Annotated in this window: 18 protein-coding genes; 15 read left to right on the top strand and 3 right to left on the bottom strand. The window is 39.8% G+C overall.

Annotation, left to right across the window (positions count from 1 at the left end; translation table 11 throughout):
* The first annotated feature begins 86 nt into the window (after window positions 1–86).
* The 3 genes from OB69_RS02180 to OB69_RS02170 all read left to right on the top strand — a co-directional run bounded on the left by OB69_RS02180 (window position 87) and on the right by OB69_RS02170 (window position 2677).
* On the top strand, window positions 87–881 hold the full coding sequence (locus OB69_RS02180) for a TlpA family protein disulfide reductase (protein WP_082338041.1): 795 nt from the start codon (window positions 87–89) through the stop codon (window positions 879–881).
* Window positions 882–942: 61 nt separating this feature from the next.
* Complete coding sequence (locus OB69_RS02175; RefSeq protein WP_053222055.1) at window positions 943–2130, top strand: MFS transporter; 1188 nt, start codon at window positions 943–945, stop codon at window positions 2128–2130.
* 43 nt (window positions 2131–2173) lie between these two features.
* Window positions 2174–2677, top strand: a complete 504-nt coding sequence (locus tag OB69_RS02170; RefSeq protein WP_053222054.1) for an SRPBCC family protein — start codon at window positions 2174–2176, stop codon at window positions 2675–2677.
* Between the two features lie 96 nt (window positions 2678–2773).
* Here OB69_RS02170 and OB69_RS02165 read toward each other — a convergent pair whose 3' ends face one another.
* Window positions 2774–3361: a peptidylprolyl isomerase gene (locus OB69_RS02165; protein ID WP_053222096.1), complete on the bottom strand. Its 588-nt coding sequence runs from the start codon at window positions 3359–3361 to the stop codon at window positions 2774–2776.
* A 150-nt stretch (window positions 3362–3511) separates the two neighbouring features.
* Between OB69_RS02165 and OB69_RS02160 the strand changes: the two genes are divergently transcribed.
* Complete coding sequence (locus OB69_RS02160) at window positions 3512–4345, top strand: hypothetical protein (RefSeq protein ID WP_053222053.1); 834 nt, start codon at window positions 3512–3514, stop codon at window positions 4343–4345.
* A gap of 1 nt (window position 4346) precedes the next feature.
* Here the strand turns inward: OB69_RS02160 and OB69_RS02155 are convergent, their stop codons facing one another.
* Entirely contained in the window at window positions 4347–5459 is a 1113-nt protein-coding gene (locus OB69_RS02155) for a DEAD/DEAH box helicase (RefSeq protein WP_221404842.1), read from the bottom strand.
* Window positions 5460–5561: 102 nt separating this feature from the next.
* On the opposite strand from OB69_RS02155, the gene mog reads away from it, so the two are divergent.
* From mog to OB69_RS02120, 7 genes are all read left to right on the top strand, one after another.
* Entirely contained in the window at window positions 5562–6089 is a 528-nt protein-coding gene (mog, locus tag OB69_RS02150) for a molybdopterin adenylyltransferase (protein WP_053222052.1), read from the top strand.
* A 179-nt stretch (window positions 6090–6268) separates the two neighbouring features.
* On the top strand, window positions 6269–6961 hold the full coding sequence (folE, locus tag OB69_RS02145) for a GTP cyclohydrolase I FolE (RefSeq protein ID WP_053222051.1): 693 nt from the start codon (window positions 6269–6271) through the stop codon (window positions 6959–6961).
* Window positions 6958–8469, top strand: coding sequence for a cysteine--tRNA ligase (gene cysS / locus OB69_RS02140; RefSeq protein WP_053222050.1), 1512 nt, complete (start codon window positions 6958–6960; stop codon window positions 8467–8469). Before folE ends, cysS begins: the two co-directional genes overlap by 4 nt.
* A gap of 4 nt (window positions 8470–8473) precedes the next feature.
* On the top strand, window positions 8474–9001 hold the full coding sequence (dcd, locus tag OB69_RS02135) for a dCTP deaminase (RefSeq protein WP_053222049.1): 528 nt from the start codon (window positions 8474–8476) through the stop codon (window positions 8999–9001).
* 280 nt (window positions 9002–9281) lie between these two features.
* On the top strand, window positions 9282–10331 hold the full coding sequence (locus tag OB69_RS02130; RefSeq protein ID WP_053222048.1) for a PAS domain-containing sensor histidine kinase: 1050 nt from the start codon (window positions 9282–9284) through the stop codon (window positions 10329–10331).
* Window positions 10332–10335: 4 nt separating this feature from the next.
* On the top strand, window positions 10336–10743 hold the full coding sequence (locus tag OB69_RS02125) for a response regulator (RefSeq protein WP_053222047.1): 408 nt from the start codon (window positions 10336–10338) through the stop codon (window positions 10741–10743).
* A 188-nt stretch (window positions 10744–10931) separates the two neighbouring features.
* On the top strand, window positions 10932–11666 hold the full coding sequence (locus tag OB69_RS02120) for a YoaK family protein (RefSeq protein ID WP_053222046.1): 735 nt from the start codon (window positions 10932–10934) through the stop codon (window positions 11664–11666).
* A gap of 67 nt (window positions 11667–11733) precedes the next feature.
* Here the strand turns inward: OB69_RS02120 and OB69_RS02115 are convergent, their stop codons facing one another.
* On the bottom strand, window positions 11734–13041 hold the full coding sequence (locus OB69_RS02115) for a M28 family metallopeptidase (RefSeq protein WP_053222045.1): 1308 nt from the start codon (window positions 13039–13041) through the stop codon (window positions 11734–11736).
* A 158-nt stretch (window positions 13042–13199) separates the two neighbouring features.
* Between OB69_RS02115 and hrpB the strand changes: the two genes are divergently transcribed.
* From hrpB to OB69_RS02095, 4 genes are all read left to right on the top strand, one after another.
* Window positions 13200–15683, top strand: coding sequence for an ATP-dependent helicase HrpB (gene hrpB, locus OB69_RS02110; RefSeq protein WP_053222044.1), 2484 nt, complete (start codon window positions 13200–13202; stop codon window positions 15681–15683).
* Between the two features lie 136 nt (window positions 15684–15819).
* On the top strand, window positions 15820–17109 hold the full coding sequence (locus OB69_RS02105; RefSeq protein ID WP_053222043.1) for an alginate export family protein: 1290 nt from the start codon (window positions 15820–15822) through the stop codon (window positions 17107–17109).
* 166 nt (window positions 17110–17275) lie between these two features.
* Window positions 17276–18742 (top strand): copper-containing nitrite reductase, encoded by a 1467-nt coding sequence (gene nirK / locus OB69_RS02100; RefSeq protein ID WP_053222042.1) that lies wholly within the window; start codon window positions 17276–17278, stop codon window positions 18740–18742.
* 12 nt (window positions 18743–18754) lie between these two features.
* On the top strand, window positions 18755–19540 hold the full coding sequence (locus OB69_RS02095) for a formylglycine-generating enzyme family protein (RefSeq protein ID WP_245620766.1): 786 nt from the start codon (window positions 18755–18757) through the stop codon (window positions 19538–19540).
* Window positions 19541–19571: the final 31 nt, after the last annotated feature.

Here is a 19571-nt window from a genome sequence, read left to right as displayed (position 1 = left end):
TCTGAAAATACAGATGCTTATTTTTTTATAGCCACTTTGAATTAGGTAATCGATTTTCTATAAATTAGTTGTTTAAATCGCCAATTATGAAACGCCTAATCACAACACTACTTTTCCTAACACTGACATATACTTATGTAGATGCTCAAGTCAATTTTACAATGAGAAGAGCCGATAATGACGAAACAGTAGAGCTTGTCAGCCTGATATCAGACGGAGAAGGTGGTGCAAATCCAACCTTTCTAATCACTTGGAGCGGTAAATGGTGTACACCATGTATGGATGTGATAAAATCTTTAGGCGCAGCAGCAAAATCGGGTAAAGTTCAGGTTTTGGCACTCAATGTTGATGAGGATTGGAAAGCCATGAAAGCCAATAATTACCATAACAACTACTGGAGTAATGTTACTAATCTTTACCTAGACACTGATTTAAACAATTCATTCGATACGTATTTCACTACTTCTACAGCTCCGGTAATTCTATTTTTTGATGAGCTAGGTCATATTCAATACATGGATGCGAGTTATAGCTTGAGGTCATACATGTTCGTAGATTATTTTGGAAAAGAGTTTATTTGGGAAGATTCGGAAGGCCTTAATTCTTACGCTTGGAACTATTATTTAGAACACGAAGATGAAAGTAATGTAATTCCAGAAACAGATGAAGAAATGGCAAAGGCCTTAGAATTTGTGAAACGATCTATCAGCTTAAACGCCAACTACAATAATACCGACACATACGCTGCCCTTCTATATCTATCGGGTCAATATACCGAAGCACTAAAAAAAGCCAAGGAAGCAATTGATCTTGCCAAAGAAAGTGAAACGGATTACGAAACTACAAATGAGTTAATTCAGAAGATTATCGAGAAGATGTAACCTGTATTTTAGTAACTCAATGTTTACTAAGTAACTTTACACCAACCGAACTCCATTTATTTTGACTTTAAGCGTTCCTAAAAGGGTATTACCCAGTATTGTGTTTGCTCAATTTGCGGGAACCTCTCTTTGGTTTGCAGGAAATGCCATTCTAAAAGAGCTTCAATTAGAATGGAATTTACCTGAAGATGCCTTGGCCGCTGTAACTTCATCGGTGCAACTGGGCTTTATCTTCGGTACATTTATTTTCGCCCTGCTATCCATTGCTGATAGGTTTAAACCCTCAAGGGTTTTTCTGCTCTGCGCACTTGCAGGTAGTGCTCTAAATGTTTCATTGATTTTCTTGCCTTCTAGCTACTTTGTATTGCTTTCTGCACGCTTTTTAACAGGGGTTTTTATTGCTGGAATTTACCCTGTCGGAATGAAAATAGCCTCTGATTGGTTTGAGGGCAAACTGGGTAAAGCATTAGGCTATTTAGTGGCTGCTTTGGTTTTAGGCTCTGCTTTCCCTCATTTATTGAACTATACCGGCAGCAGTCTTTCTTGGAAATTCGTTTTGATTGGCACTTCCATTTTAGCAGTTCTAGGTGGCTTAGCCATGATTCTCTTTGTCGGAGAAGGTCCACACCGCAAAAAGGGTTCTAAATTCAACCCTGCTAAGATTTTTGAAGTGTTTAAAGTTAAAGAGTTCAGGTCTGCGGCCTTTGGCTATTTTGGGCATATGTGGGAGTTATACACCTTTTGGGCTTTTTTGCCTGTAGTGCTGGTGTATTATAATGAAACACAAGGGGCAGCGCTTCACCCAAGCCTTTACACCTTTATTATCATGGCAATTGGTGCTATTGGTTGTGTTTTGGGGGGCTTTATCTCAGTAAAAAAAGGCAGTGCAAAAGTGGCGTATACCTTCCTGATGATTTCTGGAATACTCTGTTTGATTTCACCTCTTATTTTCAATCTAAACGAAACATTTTTCATTGCCTCGCTCCTAGTTTGGGGCTTTGCTGTTATTGGAGATTCAGCTCAGTTTTCTTCACTAACTGCAAAAACAGCACCCAAAGAATCGGTTGGTACGGCCATTACAATTGTAGTAAGTATCGGCTTTTTATTGACCATTCCAAGCATTCAGCTTTTAGGATACTTATCCACAGTAATCGATACCAAATGGCTAATGTTTAGCTTGTTTATAGGACCTTTATTTGGTTTAGTGCATACCAAAAAGTTGATCAAAGAAAATATTACGAAAGCTTAAAACACTTCACTCACAAAAACAGTTGATAACCAAATTTGAAACAATGGTATCACTGAAAAGTCATTCTGGTATTTACACCCTCAAAACAGTACAAGAGCTTCCAATAGACATTAAAACAGCTTGGGCTTTCTTTTCTTCTCCTAAGAATTTAGAGAAAATAACACCGAAGCATATGGGTTTTAAAATCACTTCAGAAGAAGCCAAAACCATGTATGCAGGCCAAATCATCACTTATAAGGTTTCGCCCTTCCCCGGTATAAAATCTAATTGGGTAACGGAAATAACTCATGTAAATCACCTCAATTCATTCGTAGATGAGCAACGGTTTGGCCCCTATGTCATGTGGCATCACGAACACATTTTCGAAACTTCTTTGACTGGAGTTAGAATGATCGACAAGGTATCATATAAACTTCCTTTTGGCATTTTAGGACGTATGGTTCACCCAATTTTAGTAAGAGGAAAGCTGTTGCAAATTTTTACTCACCGTTACAAAGTGTTAGAAGAGATGTTTCCAGCTAAACTGAAAAATCTTTCTAAAAGTTGATGCAATAATATCAGCTGTGTTAAATCACTCTATTTAAAATCAGAATGAAAAACTTTGAAGGTTCTACCTACTCAAAAAGTCAAGCCTAAGTAAGTATTACAAGCCTTTGGCTGGCATTGTATACCCTTCTGCTTCAATTTGAGCGGCCGTCATTTGTATAACACTGACATCTAACTTAATAGGAACCAAAGGCGCATTAGTTGAATCCGTTTCTACCTTAACAATTTGATCAACTACATCCATGCCTTTGAACACCTGTCCATAAATCGTGTAATCCCCATCTAAACGCGGTAAACCCTTTTTATTCTGAACAATATAGAATTGACAGGCAGCCGAAATTTTACCTGGGTTATCATCTCGTCCAGCACCAAAAGCACCATACACATGTTTAGCAATGGGGTCAAATTCAGGCTCTAAAAGGTGGGTTGAGTAAGCAAAACCTTCGGGCGTATCTGGGCAACCGCCTTGGGCTACAAAATTTTCAATCACTCGGTTAAATGTATAGTCGTTCCAATATCCCTCTTCGGCCAATTCAATAAAGGCCTCTTTATGTTTTGGAGTTTCATCATAAAGCCAAATCAGAATATCGCCCTTATCGGTTTTAATTTGCCCTACAGGGTAAGTAGTTTCTGGCGTACAACTTGAAATCAGACCAATTACAAGTAACAGAAATAGATTTTTCATACTCTCTTTTTTTCTTGAAAGTATAAAAAATGAACGTGTGATCATAATGGCATATTAGTAGTTATCTCGACAAAATAGGGCTCATAATTTTTCAATTATTTTTCGTAGTTTGTAAAGACCAACTGTCAATCATATTTAACTTTCTGAACCATGATTATCAATAAATTCCCTGGAACACACATCACGGCAGAATTACTCAACCCAAAGCATTCTAATTTCTGTGAAGTGTTTTATGAAAACCCACCGCTTCAACCAGAAGTAGTAATGGGGTCTGTAAACGCTGGCACTTCTTACACAGGATCTTTATTTGTAATGGGTCAAGAAGGTATGACAGGCGCTTTTTATGGCATTCTCAGTGTACAGCAAAACTTTGTAGGAAAACATCCTTATCAGAAAATTCATAAAACACTTCATCGCCTAGCAGAAAACAAAGAAACCGCCCATATCGATAATTTCGACAGTGATTTTGGAGTGCAGTTTGCGCTGGTACAAAAACCTCCATTAGATACGGCTTGTATTGATTTTGACGGAACTGTTTTCGTTGATATTTTCAAAGATCATTTGCGTCCTTACCAAATTGACGCCAATTATGCCATGATTTACGTAGTGCCTCCCCTAGCGGATTTGTACAGCACACCAAACGATTTTCTTAACGCGATTGAAGACACTGCCGAAAACATTATCAGAGCCGTAATGTACTACAACAAAAATTTCACCTTAGAGAAAAGCCCCAACAGCCTAAACCTAAAACCTATCAATACCATTCGGGTGTGTTTATTTAGCACTGGTTATTTCAACACTTTCCAGATGTCGCACGACCAAATTGCATCATACATTTACCACGGAATAGCCAGTCAACTGCATAGCGCAGAAACTTATATCACCAATGTTCAATTCGAAAACAATTACCATGAGGTAATGGCTACCGGTTTGAAATCAGAAACTCAGGACTTCAATATTTTAAGGAAATTGATGGCAGAATAAACTAGCTCAATACCTTAATTTTAATTTTTAGCTCTTTTTCCATTTCGAAAATCTTAGATTTTTCTTTTTCAGAGATGAATAAGATCGAAGTTCCTTTCAATCCAGCGCGGCCTGTTCTGCCACTGCGGTGAGTATAGTATTCAATTTGCTGCGGAAGTTGATAATGCAACACAAAGCTTAAACCTTTTACATCGATACCACGGGCTGCAATATCGGTAGCTACCAAAAGATCAATTTTCTCGCTCTTAAACATTCGCATTACCTTATCACGGTCGCGTTGGCCCATATCGCCTTCAATTACATCTACAGCAATATTCTTGGCCAAAAGCTGCTTGGTTAGAATACGAGCCGCATTTTTGGTTTGGCAGAAAATCATTCCGCGCTCGTCTTTATGATACGACAAGAAATGATTGATTTCCTGCACTTTATCTTTTGATTGACAGACTACATATTCGTGGCTAATATTGGCATTTACGCCCGCACTTCTACCTACTTCTATTTTCTGAGCATTATTTCTTAAGAATTTCGAAATAATCTCTCTAATTCCATCAGGCATGGTAGCCGAAAACAACCAAATGGTACGTTCAGCAGGAACAAAGTCCAGAATACTGTGCATATCCTGTTTAAAGCCCATGCTTAACATTTCGTCCGCTTCATCTAAAACCACATACTTCACTTGAGAAATATCAATCACTTCTCTTTTAATCAAATCCATTAAACGGCCAGGAGTAGCCACTACAATATGAGTAGGCCGCTGTAAACGCTGAATTTGAACTTGCATATCAGCACCACCATATACCGCTTCAATAAAAATCTTATCGGTGTATTTGGTGAATTTAAATAGCTGCTTCGCGATTTGCTGGCATAATTCGCGTGTAGGCGCCAAAATCAAACCTTGAATCGCCTGTTTCTTTGCATCAATTTTCTGAAGCAAAGGCAAGCCAAAAGCTGCGGTTTTACCAGTTCCTGTTTGCGCCTGACCGATAAAATCGGTGTTTTGTTGAAGAAGAATTGGAATGGAAAGCGATTGAACCTCAGAAGGTTCTAGAATATTCATTTCGCTTAAGCCTTTGATTAAATCTTTGGATATGCCGAGTTCGGAAAATGTAGTCACTGTTTGTTTTATTTTATTCAGCTACAAAGGTAGAACGAATACTTCGCATTAAAGCATTGGATTCTTCTTTCAACCTGACTTATTTGCATCAAAATAAGGAACATGGAAGTTAAAATAGGAATAATTACAGTATCAGATCGAGCCAGTAAAGGAACCTACGAAGATCTTTCTGGCCCTGCCATTATCGACACACTTAACGAGTATCTCGTTTCTAAGTGGAAAACTGTGTATCATGTTATTCCAGATGAACAACATTTAATAGAGAGTACAATTAAACAAATGGCAGATAAAGAACGCTGTTGTTTAATCGTTACCACAGGCGGAACAGGCCCTGCTCCACGCGATGTAACCCCTGAAGCCACTGAATCAGTTTGCCAGAAAATGCTACCTGGATTTGGCGAGCTAATGCGTCAAGAAAGTTTGAAATACGTACCTACCGCCATACTATCAAGACAAACAGCAGGAATTAGAGGAAAGTCACTCATAGTGAATTTACCAGGCAAACCTAAGTCAATAAGAGAATGCCTCGATGCCGTATTCCCTGCTATCCCCTATTGTATCGATTTAATTGGTGGGCCATTTATCGAAACGAAGCCCGAAATCATGAAGGTTTTCAGGCCAAAACAGTAGTTAGTAAGGGGTAGTGAACGGTTTTTGAACTACCTAGGGCAATGCCGTGTTTAAGGGCTGCATTGGGCATTAATCATTTTTGAAATCACGTTTCAAAAGCCAGCCAATTAATTGTACTTTTGCACAACTTTTCTGCTTATGGGCAGTATAAACGATTCATTGTTTTAGGTAACCAATAAATGAAAAACAAAAACGGTAAAAGTTCAGAGGATTTGTTGAAGCAAATTGAAGAGATGGGTGACGATCACGTGATGTCCTCAATTAAAACACCGATGCGCGAAGGTGCTTTTGACTTATCAGACGAAGAGAAAATTGCTATTATTCAAGGCCACTTCGAAAAAATCATGCACACCTTAGGCTTAGACTTGACTGATGATAGTTTGAGCGGAACACCAAAAAGAGTAGCCAAGCTTTATGTAAAAGAGCTTTTTAAAGGCCTAAAGCCAGAAAACAAACCTTCGCTTTCTACCTTCCAAAACAAGTATGAATACAGCGAAATGCTTGTTGAAAAGAACATTACACTTTACTCCAACTGTGAGCATCACTTCCTACCTATCGTGGGTAAAGCGCACGTGGCTTACATTCCTAACGGAAACGTAATTGGCCTTTCTAAAATCAATAGAATTGTAGATTATTACTCAAGAAGACCGCAAGTGCAAGAGCGCTTGGCTTTACAGATTCTTGATGAAATGAAACGTGCTTTGAACACCGAAGATGTAGCGGTATATATTGATGCTGAACACATGTGTGTAAGCTCTAGAGGTGTATCAGACCAATCTTCTTCTACGGTTACGGTAGAATACAGTGGTAAATTCAAAGAAGAAGAAACCAAAAGAGAATTTTTAACCTACGTGAACGACAAGCTTAAATGAGCCTGATTGAACAATACCCAATTTCAGTATACAACTCTCTCACTAAACAAAAAGAGGTTTTTAAGCCCCTTGTAAAAGACCGAGTGGGCATGTATGTCTGTGGACCTACCGTGTATAGCGATGTCCATTTGGGTAATGTTCGTACCTTTCTTTCTTTCGATATTGTTTTTAGGTACCTCAAGTTTTTGGGCTATAAGGTACGCTATGTGCGCAACATCACTGATGTAGGTCACCTTGTAGGTGATGCCGATGAAGGAGAAGATAAAATTGCTAAAAAGGCTCGTTTAGAAGAAATCGAACCTATGGAAGTGGTGCAGAAATACACCAATGGTTTCCATGATGTAATGCAAATTTTTAATATTCAAGCACCTTCTATTGAACCTACCGCTACTGGCCATTTAATAGAACAAATTGAATTTATTAAGAAGATCATTGAAAATGGTTTTGCCTATGAAAAGGATGGCTCTGTCTATTTCAATGTAAGAAAATACAACGAAGCGCACGAATACGGAGAGCTTTCGGGCAGAAACGTAGACGATATGCTTTCGAACACTCGTGCTTTGGCCGGCCAAGATCAAAAAGCCGATCCATTGGATTTTGCTTTATGGAAAAAAGCCGAAGCAGGACACTTAATGCACTGGCCATCACCATGGAGCGAAGGTTTCCCTGGCTGGCATTTGGAATGCTCTGCCATGAGCACAAAATACTTGGGCCAGTCTTTCGATATTCACGGAGGAGGAATGGATTTAAAATTCCCTCACCACGAAGCCGAGATTGCCCAAAATAAAGGATGCCACCACACCGGAGGCGCCAATTATTGGATTCATGCCAACATGCTTACCGTAAACGGTCGCAAAATGGCAAAAAGTGAAGGCAATGGTTTTACGCCAGAAGAACTGATTACGGGAAATCATAAGCTTTTGGAACGAGGTTATAGCCCTATGACGGTGCGCTTTTTCATGCTTCAAAGCCATTATGCAAGTACGCTAGACTTCAGCAACGAAGCCTTGCAGGCCGCAGAAAAAGGCTTTAAGCGTTTAATGGCCAGCGTTCAATTGGTCGATAAATTGCCTGCAGCAGGAACTGGAAAGGTTTCTAAAGAGAAATCTGAAGAGCTGAAAGGTTTTATAGACCAAGCCATGCAAAACTTGAGCGATGACTTTAATACAGCAAAAGCGATTGCTTCTTTGTTTGAAGTCAGTTCTAAAGTTAACACCTACTATCAAAACCATTCGGAACTGGCGGAAATTGATGCGGAAGCTTTTGACTTTGCTATGACTAAATTCAAGGCCATTATTAACGATGTGTTAGGCCTAGTTTCTGAAACCGAAAATGCCGCTCAAAACAATGTTTTAGAGGGTGCAATGGAGGTTTTGATCAACCTAAGAAAAGAAGCCAAGTTTTCTAAAAACTATGCGCTATCCGATAAAATTAGAGATGACCTCAAAAATGTAGGCATTCAATTAAAAGACGAAAAAGGAGGCGAAACCTCTTTTACCATAGACTAATCATATGATTCTTTCAGGAAGGGAAATTCAAAGAGAAATGGGCAAAGGCATCAATATAGAGCCTTTTAATCCATCTCAGCTTAACCCAAATAGCTATAACCTAAAGTTACATCACGAGCTGCTCACCTATTCCAACAACGAGTTGGACATGAAGCAACCCAACCCAACAGAAAAACTGATTATTCCTGAAGAAGGATTGCTTTTAGAAACCAACAAGCTTTACTTGGGCCGTACTGTGGAGCACACCGAAACTTCTAAGTTTGTACCCATGCTAGAAGGTCGCTCCTCTATCGGACGATTAGGCTTATTTATACATGTTACTGCTGGTTTTGGCGATGTGGGTTTCAATGGTTTCTGGACCTTAGAAATTTTCTGCGTACAGCCTATCCGAATCTATGCGGGTGTTGAAATTTGTCAGATTTTCTATCATACCATTGAAGGCGATTACGACACGTACAAAGAAGGCAAATACCAGAACAACCAAGGCATTCAGCCGAGTTTACTCTATAAGGATTTCGAAAGAAAACAATAAATTATTTTTTAAGTCAGCATCTGAAATCCTGAGACCGTTCAAGGTATTACATAACTACTATTGTTTCACGTAGCTGAGACGATCCCCCCAATTATGTCAATTCGCTAGTATCGGCAAGCCATACTTTCGATTGAAAATCTAGAAATAAGATTTATTCCCGTTTTTCACCAATTCGGGATGCTTCACCGTGGTTCTCCACTCAAAAAGTATATTGCAAATACTTTCTAATTTCAATATTATATATTTATATTTAAATACAAGTCAATCTAAATAGTAACTAATGACAGATGTAAGTCTTGAGGTATTAGAGTTACTTCCCGATGGAATTATAGTAGCTGATCGCAGTGGATTGATTCAGTTCGTAAATCCACCTGCGCTTAGCATGTTTGGTTATCAGAAAGATGAGTTACTTAATCAAAAAATTGAGGTATTAATTCCCAGTAAATACCGAAAAAACCACGCCTTACACCGAAAGGAGTATACCGAAAACCCTAGCCCAAGATTAATGAGTAATAGGGAGGAATTATTTGGAATCCATAAAGATGGAACAAACATTCCTGTAGAAATTAGCCTTGGCCCCATATCCACGCAAAGCGGCATGCTTATTATTGCTATTATTAGAGACACCCGACCTCGAAAATATGTAGAAATATTAGAGCGGAAAAACAAAGAGCTTGAACAGTTTACTTATGTAGCCTCTCACGATCTGCAAGAGCCATTGCGTACCATCAATGGTTTTTCTGAAATGCTTAATCAAAAATATAAAGGTGGAGAAGATAAAGAAACTGAGAAATATACACGATTCATTCTGGAGGCGTCTTCTAAAATGGGCATACTTGTCAAAAGCTTGTTAGACCACAGCCTTATTGGAAGAAAAAAAGAACTAGGGTCGATCGATTGCAATGAGGCGCTAAAATCAACATTGGAGGACTTAGACGCAAGTATAAAGGAATCAAATGCTTACATTAAAATTGATAAACTTCCAAAAATTAGAGGCTATGAAGTTGAGTTTAGAGTACTGTGTCAGAATCTAATCGCGAATGCCATCAAATTCAAACAAAAAGACATCGACCCTTTGATTGAAGTTTCCGCAAAAGAAGAACAGAACCAGTGGTTGTTTTCATTCAAAGACAACGGCATAGGCATTAATGAAAGCTACAAAGATAGAGTCTTTGTTATTTTTCAACGATTAAACCGTAAAACGGACTACGCAGGCACAGGAATTGGGTTAGCTCATTGTAAAAAAATCATTGAATTACATGGCGGAAGAATTTGGGTAGAATCCACCCTAGGAAAAGGAAGCACTTTTTATTTCACTATACCTTTTTAAACTTATGAAGAAACTCAATTGTATTTTATTGATAGATGATGATGAAGCGACTAATTATTACAATCAGATCATTATAGGGAAATTAAACTGCACTAATAAAATTGTAGTGAAAGAAAGTGGTTTTGAAGCCCTCGAATATCTTAAGTCGAAAGAAGATGACGGAAACTATCCTTGTCCTGACCTTATTTTTTTAGATATAAATATGCCCGCAATGAATGGCTGGGAGTTTTTAGAACAATACAAGAAACTTGAAGCAACGCAACGAGGCCGTATCGTAGTAGTAATGCTCACCACCTCCTTAAACCCTGCCGATCAGGAAATGGCTTCTCGACTAAACGAAATTCAAGATTTTGTAAATAAGCCACTGGGAATAGAACTGGTTCAGAATATTTTGTCTAAACATTTCAAATGAGAAATCGTCATTGCTCTTCCAATTAGCTTACTTCCTACCCTACTTCTCACTAAAATATTAACTCCTTAGTCACCACTAAAGAGTTAATATTTTCATCAATTTTGTAATAAATATTGAGGCTACTCATAATTCACCCACAATTAAAAAAAGTATAGAATTTATAAACCTAGCGACTGGCACCAAAGCAAATGTTCAGACATCAGGGTAAAAGAAGAACGTTTAAAAACAACTTACGAATCGCCATCGTGCTTTCTTTTGTGGCCGGAATTGTAAACCTAGCTGGTTTTTTGGCTATACATCAGCTTACCACTAACGTTACTGGGCATTTTGCCTTATTTATTAACGACATTTTAGAATTCGAATTCTCAAATGGCTTGGCCTACTTTCTCTATATCCTTTCTTTTCTTTTAGGGTCTTTCACCTCAAGTTTGCTTATAGAATGGACGATGAGGACTAAAAAACTCAATATTTTTATTTTACCCACATTACTTGAATCTGCCATTCTACTGCTGGTTGTTATACTAACAGATTTATCTACCCTTCAATCGCCAAATACAATTGCCTGCCTGCTGCTTTTTGCTATGGGCGTGCAAAACTCATTCGTGACTAAAATATCGAATGCGGTGGTAAGAACAACCCACCTCACAGGGCTTTTTACTGATTTAGGCATCGAACTGTCTCAGTTATTTTTTCTTAAAAAAGAAACCAATAGCAAAAGCATCATTTCAACTATTAAGTTGAGAATCTACATCATTACCTTTTTCTTTTTAGGGGGAATATTTGGAGGCTTTCTTTACATGAAAATCCAGTTAAATGTACTGATTATAGCAGCCTTGATTCTATTAACGGGGCTGATTTACGATGATATGAGACACAGATTTTTACTGGCCAAACGGAAGTACCGTCACAAAAAGATGGCATAATAACCTCAAGACAAAAAAGGCTCATCCGCAAATGCGAATGAGCCTTTTTAATAAGTTTCTGTTCTGTTTATCTTAAACCAGTTGGGTCAACTCTTGTTGGCGTTTGTTCACCAGAGATCATTCCTTCTGCAGCTTTAGCAATGGCCTTAATGGTATTGGTCATATGCGCCATATCCAAAGTACTTACTTCGTCAGAAGCTTTATGGTAATCCTGATCAATGTCGATTTGCGTAGTACTGATAGAGTGTGCAGGAACGCCCAATCTCGCCAATGTAGCATTGTCAGATCTGTAGAATAAGTTCTGAGTTGGGTAAGGATCTGGGTAGAAGGTATATTCCGTTCCTTCCACTGCATCTTGTAATAATTTACCAAAGCTAGACTTTTCAAAACCTGTAATCCAAGCCGTGTTTGGCCCTTCTTTCGCTCCTTTTCCAATCATTTCAATATTAAACATGGCTACAATTTCGTCTGGATTCAATTGTTCAGAGAAATGTCTTGAGCCATATCCCCCACTTTCTTCAGCCGTAAAGGCTACAAAAACGATTGTTCTTTCTGGCTTCTTGCCCGATGCGGCAAAGTATTTCGCCAATTCTATTACTGCTGTAGTACCAGAAGCATCGTCATTAGCCCCGTTGAAAAGGTTATCGCCTTCCATACCTTCACGAATACCCAAGTGATCGTAATGCGCTCCAAAAAGAACAATTTCGTTGGTCCTGTTCCCTGTAATTTTTCCTGTTACGTTAGAAAGGCTTTGTGTGGTTACCGTATTTTGCACTTCAATATCAACAGACGATACTGCGGTCAAATCAGAAATTACCATCACAGTAGCATTGTCAGGGTCTAAAGCAACCACTCTGCTTCCACGTGATGAAAAGCCTTTGTAACGATTGAATATATCTTTGTGCGCAGGATTTACCAATACCAAATTCTTGCCTGTTCCTCTTCTAATTTCATTGTAAGCGCTCTGAAAATTATCCTTAGCACCAATCGTTCTTACGTTTAAGTCGGCAACATTCGTCCAATCAAAACCTTCAGAATTCGACATGGCCATCATATCTGCCGCGTCAATCGCTTTTCCATTCAATGTAGCTGCCATGCTTTCTGGAGCAATCGAATAAATATTAAACTGCTGATTGTAGCTGTCCATTTCTTCCAAATACTCTAAACCTGCCTTTTTAAACTCTTCCTGAATAAACTGAGAGGCCTTTTCAATTCCTGGAGTAAAAATCATTCGACCTTCCATTTCATCGGAAGCCAAGGTGGAAACAACTCTTGTCACTTCATCCTGAGTGATCTCATAAGGCGTTTGGCAACTCGTAAAGCTTAGCGAGGAAACGATAAAAAATGTGATAAGCGATAAAATGGGCTTTTTCATGGTGTAATAATCAATTTGTGTACGGGGTCAATTTAGGATAATTTTCATCAATCCTTGCTACCGCTAGTGTCATTCAAAGCTTTTGCCCCAAAGGGTTTTTAAGCTAAATAAAAGCAGCTTAATTTTGCTTACTCATCTAATCTAAATTTAATCAAGCTTTGTCATTCGATCCGCATTCCGTTCAGCTTCCCGTTACCAAAATTATTGACGATGTGCGCCAGCACCTTAGCCAAGGAAATACGCTGATCGTAAATGCACCTCCAGGAGCTGGTAAAAGCACGCTTCTTCCTCTTGCTTTGCTGAGCGAGCCGTGGTTGGAAGGAAAGAAGATATTGATGCTAGAACCACGAAGATTGGCCGCCAGAACCATTGCCGAACGCCTCTCCTACTTTTTGGAAGAACCTGTGGGCCAAACAGTCGGTTTTCGGATTCGGTTTGAAAACAGAACTTCTGAACACACTAAAATAGAAGTACTTACCGAAGGAATTCTGACTCGAATGATCCAAAACGATAATGCTTTGGAGAATGTGGGCCTGGTTATTTTTGATGAATTCCACGAACGCAGCATCCATGCCGATGTAGCCTTGGCGCTCTGCCGCGAAGCTCAACAAGTTTTGCGCAGCGATTTGCGCATTATGGTTATGTCGGCCACGCTGAACATGCCGCAATTAACTTCACTGTTGAAGGCGCCTGCCATAGTCAGTAAAGGCAAGCAATATCCAGTTGAAGTGCGTTACGAAAACGATATTGATGAATTTTCAATGGCCGAGCTTTGTGCCAGAACCGTGATGAAAGCCGCAAAAGCCCATGAAGGTGACATTCTGGTTTTCTTGCCCGGCCAGCGGGAAATCCATACCGCCAACGAAATTTTAAGGAGAGAACTACGTGGGTTTTCCATCCATATGCTCTACGGTTCGCTGCCCCAAAGGCAACAAGCTGCAGCCATTTTACCAGATAGAAATGGAAATCGAAAAGTAGTTTTAGCCACTTCCATTGCCGAAACCAGTTTAACCATTGAAGGTATTAAAGTAGTGGTGGATAGTGGTTTTGGACGCACCTCTAAATTCGACCCTAACTCTGGCTTGTCTCGATTAGAAACGGTTCGTATTTCAAGAGATTCAGCCGACCAACGGGCAGGAAGGGCTGGCCGATTGAGCGAAGGAGTTTGTTATCGCATGTGGTCTGCAGTAACCCAACAACGATTAACCGAGCACATTACCCCCGAAATTCTTGAAGCAGATTTGGCTTCACTAGTCCTCGACATGTCGCAATGGGGTATAACGGACGTGCAACAAATGACTTGGCTTACGCCTCCTCCGAAAGGCCCTTTAGCGCAAGCCACCGATTTATTGCATCAGTTAGAAGCATTAGAAAACGGTAGAATCACAGCACATGGTAAGAAAATGCTTCGTTTGCCTTGTCATCCACGAATTGCGCATATGCTGCTGATGGCCGAAGAAGATGATCAATTGGAATTGGCCACTGATATTGCCGCTTTATTAGAAGAAAGAGATCCGCTGGGCCGAGAAGCAGGCATTGACATCAACACCCGAATTGAGGCGCTCAGAGTCCATAGGCGAGAAAACCGCGACAACCGCAAAATAGGCCGTATCGAGAAAATTGCAGAGCAATATCGTAGTCTTTTCAATATCGACCCCGACAATAACAGTGTTGATCCTTTTGAAACAGGCGTGCTGATTACCCGTGCTTACCCCGAAAGAATTGCCTTTGCGCGTCCCGGTAACAATGCCCAATTCCAACTTTCCAATGGTCGCTATGCTATGGCAGGCCACCGAGAAGACTTGGCCGATGAACCTTGGTTGGCCATTTGCCATATTGACGCCCGTGAAGGAATGGGCAAAATTTTTATGGCTTCGCCTTTGAACCCTCGCGATTTAGCACCTTTGGTAAAAGAAACGGAAGTCATTACTTGGGATACCAGTGAAGGTGGATTGATTGTCACAAAGGATTTACGCATTGGTAGCATCGTATTGCAAAGCAAGCCCCTGCCCTCGCCAGATGAAAGTCATAAGGTGGCTGCCATTTCTGAAGCATTAAAAAAGGAAGGTGAACAACTTCTAGATTTTAACGAAGAGGTTCAGCAATGGCAAAACAGAATTCTCAGTTTAAGGAAGTGGAACCCGCAAGAACAATGGCCAGAAGTAAGCACCTCTAGCCTTTTACAAACCAATGCTGAATGGCTGAGTCCGTATTTAGCCAACGTCAAACGGCCTGACGATTTAAAGAAAATCAACCTAAAAGAAGTGCTGCAACACAGCCTTAATTTTGAACAACAGCAACAGTTAGACAAACAGGCTCCAACGCATTTGACCGTACCGAGTGGCTCCAAAATTAAGCTGATGTACCGCGACAATGCCGAACCGCCTGTATTGGCCGTTCGCATTCAGGAAGTGTTTGGCTTGGCCGAAACGCCAAAGGTGAATGAAGGCAAGCAATCCGTTTTGCTGCACCTGCTCTCCCCTGGTTTTAAACCAGTACAAATCACTTCGGATCTAAAGAGCTTTTGGTCAGATGCTTATTTTGAAGTGAAGAAAGAACTGAAAAGACGTTACCCTAAACACGTTTGGCCCGATGATCCATGGAACGAACCTGCGATTAAGGGAGTAAAGAAAAAGTATTAGCTTAAGGACGCTTTGATTCAATAAATTCAAAACCTTTTTATTTCTACCAATCTATATCATCTAATTGGGTGATTAAAATCATAGACTAGCCTAGCATTTCATACAACTTTTGTATTCGACATAAAACCAGTGTGTTATGGGAATACAAAAGGGAATATTCGTAGTGCTGTTTTTAACCATTTTTTCAAACCTCCATGCGCAGATCAGTGTAGATGCTCAGCTGAGAAGTCGCTTTGAATACCGGCATGGCTACAAAACCTTATTTCCAGACAATACCGATCCAGCAGCATTCATTGGACAGAGAACTCGCCTAAATATTGATTACAAGACCGAAAATCTTGATGTATTGCTGAGTTTTCAAAATATCAGTGTTTGGGGCGATGTCCCCCAATTAAATACAGCCGATAGAAACGGTCTCATGATTTATCAGGCTTGGGCAAAGGTTTATTTGTCTGAATCATTCGCAATTAAGGCTGGCCGTCAAGAAATCATTTATGACGACAGTCGAATTTTTGGAAATGTGGATTGGGCCACCCAAGGGAGAAGTCATGACGCCTTGCAATTGAAATGGCAAAATGAGGGCTTCAAACTAGATGTTGGTTTGGCTTACAATCAGACGAACGAGCAACTCACAGGAAACGACTATAACATTTTAGGTACCTATAAAACCTTTCAATACATGTGGCTTCACAAGGATTGGACTAATTTTTCAGGTAGTTTTCTATTTTTGAACAATGGTTTGCAGCACATTGACAATACCAACAATCAGAACAATGAAGTAAGGTATAGCCAAACTGTTGGAATCCACTCCAACTACAAAAAGGACAAGCTTGGGTTATCCTCTAACCTTTATTACCAAGGTGGGAAAGACATCATCAACAGTAGCCTAAACGCCTACCTCCTCGCTTTCTCTGCTGACTATCAAGTTTCGGAAAAATCGAAAGTTGTATTTGGTGCAGAAATAATCAGTGGAAACGATAATGGAGCGCCTAATAACCAAAAGAATAAAGCCTTTAACCCATTGTATGGCACCAATCATAAGTTCAATGGTTTGATGGACTATTTCTATGTGGGCAACCATTACCCCAACGTAGGCTTGACCGATGTTTACCTTACCAACACCACTAAGTTAAATGCTAAAAGCAGCTTATCTGTAACCTTACACAACTTCTCAGCAGCTTCAGATTTAGCAGGTAGCAGCAAAAAGCGATTGGGTAACGAAGTAGACTTGGTGTTTTCTCACGCAGTACGAAAGAGTATCTCCTTAAAGGTAGGCTATTCACAGCTTTTCGCATCTGAAGGCATGGAGATTTTAAAAGGGAACTCCGACAATAATACGAACAATTGGGTTTGGATAATGCTTGATATTACTCCTAACCTGTTCAAAAGTACCAAAACCGAAAAACAGTTACTAAGCCGCAATTAGTAGCCTCATCAAAACAACACATACATAACCATTAATCAGTTGATTACACCGATAATACATAGTTTAAATCATGCTAAAACATGACCTAGATCATATAGTCCAGCATGTTTATAATTTACTTTTATATAGACAAATAAGTCGATTCCACACAGCTAAATTCAGCACTATGAAAAACACTGCCAACCACTCATTTTGGGACATTAAAAAGGCCATGGTTTTGGCGCTTTTTATAGCCATTCTACCTTCCTGTTCGAATGACAAGCCCACGATTAGAAACCCAAAAGACATGCCTATAACAGGCCAAGTCATTGCAGACCTAACTTCTCCACCAAACGTTCCAGTTCCCATTGGCGATAGAAAAGCCAAAAAGGTGATTGTAAACATGGAAATCCTTGAACAAGAAGGAACCATGACCGATGGAGTAAAGTACATCTATTGGACTTTCGGGGGTTCAGTACCAGGAAGTTTCATCAGAACTCGTGTAGGTGACGAAGTAGAATTTACATTATCAAATCACCCAGACAACAAGTTGCCTCACAATATTGATTTACATGCTGTAACTGGTCCTGGAGGAGGAGCTGAATCATCATTTGTTGCTCCAGGTCATGAAAAAACATTCTCTTTTAAAACCTTAAACCCAGGGCTTTATGTATACCACTGCGCTACTGCCCCTGTGGGAATGCACATTGCTAACGGAATGTACGGCTTAATCTTAGTAGAGCCAGAAGGTGGTTTACCTCCGGTTGACAAAGAATATTATGTAATGCAAGGCGACTTTTATACAAAAGGTGCCAACGGTGAGCGTGGTTTGCAGGCCTTCGATATGCAAAAGGCTGTAAATGAAGATGCTGATTATGTAGTTTTCAACGGTCAAGTTAATGGACTTACTGGCGATAACGCCCTGACTGCAAATGTTGGTGAAACCATAAGACTCTTTGTTGGAAATGGAGGCCCTAACCTTGTATCTTCTTTCCACGTGATTGGTGAAATTTTCGATAAAGTATCTGTTGAAGGTGGCTCTATGGTCAACAAGAACGTACAGACTACGCTAATTCCTGCAGGTGGGGCTGCTATGGTTGAATTCAAAGTAGATGTACCAGGAACTCTCGTATTGGTTGATCACTCTATCTTCAGAGCTTTTAATAAAGGAGCTTTAGGTATGCTAAAAGTTTCAGGCGAAGAAGATGAACAAGTTTACTCTGGAACGCAAATGGAAGGCATTTACCTACCAGAAGGTAGCGGTATTCAAACAATGCCATCTACAGCTACCGCCAAGGAAGAGGCACCTCAAGAGTTATCGCTTGCAGAAAAATTGAATTTGGGTAAAACGGTCTACCAACAAACCTGTTTCGCTTGTCACCAACCAGAAGGTCAAGGTATTCCAACCATCTTCCCTCCTTTGGCAAAGGCTGACTATTTAAACGCAGACGTAAACAGAGCGATAGACATTGTATTGCATGGCAAATCTGGTGAGATTACTGTTAACGGCACGAAATACAACAGTGTAATGACCAAGCAAACACTAACCGACAATGAAATAGCCAGTGTATTGACCTATGTTTATAACAACTGGGGCAATAACAAGTCAGAGGTTACTGGTGCAATGGTGAAAAGCAGAAGAAACATTAAATAAAAATTGATCGAAATGAATTCTTTTTACGGAAAGATAGTGACCACTTGGCTCTGCCTAATTATACCGCTAACTACATTGGCGCAACAAAAGAATATGGTATTGGTTAAAGGGGGTGAATTCATCCCCTTATACGGGGTCGATTCTGCTACCGTAAAAGTGAATTCATTTTTCATGGATGTTTACCCTGTTACAAATGCGGAATACCAACAGTTTGTAATTGACCATCCTAAATGGAGAAAAAGTAAAGTCCTTAAGTTGTATGCAGATGCCAGCTATTTAGCCAACTGGGAAAATGATACAACATTCAGTAAAGACTTTCTCCCCGATGCTCCTATTACAAGTGTTTCTTGGTTTGCCGCCAAATCCTATTGTGAATACCAAGGAAAAAGGCTTCCAACTGTAGACGAATGGGAATATGCGGCAATGGCCGATGCTGTTTCGCCTGATGCCCGAAAGAAAGAGGACTACAATAAGTATATTTTAAGTTGGTATGAAACTTCCAACACCATCAAAAACCCTATTGGCTCCACATTCAAAAATTATTGGGGAATCTACGATTTACACGGTGCTGCTTGGGAATGGACTTTAGATTTTAATTCTGTACTCATTTCAGGTGAATCCAGAAAAGATGTGGATAAAGACAGCGACCTGTTTTGCGGTAGCGCGGCAGTTGGTGCTTCAGACCTAATGAATTACGCGGCCTTTATGCGTTATGCTTTTAGAGGCAGCATTAAGGCGCAGTACTCAATTAAAAATCTTGGATTTAGATGTATTCAAGATGTGAATACTAATCAATAAGCCATTTTAAAAAATGGTGTAACTCACAGCA

It is taken from the genome of Roseivirga seohaensis subsp. aquiponti (genome assembly GCF_001267955.1).
GTDB lineage: Bacteria > Bacteroidota > Bacteroidia > Cytophagales > Cyclobacteriaceae > Roseivirga > Roseivirga seohaensis.
The sequence above is the reverse complement of the archived record's forward strand: the minus strand, read 5'-3'. Positions and strand labels throughout refer to the sequence as shown.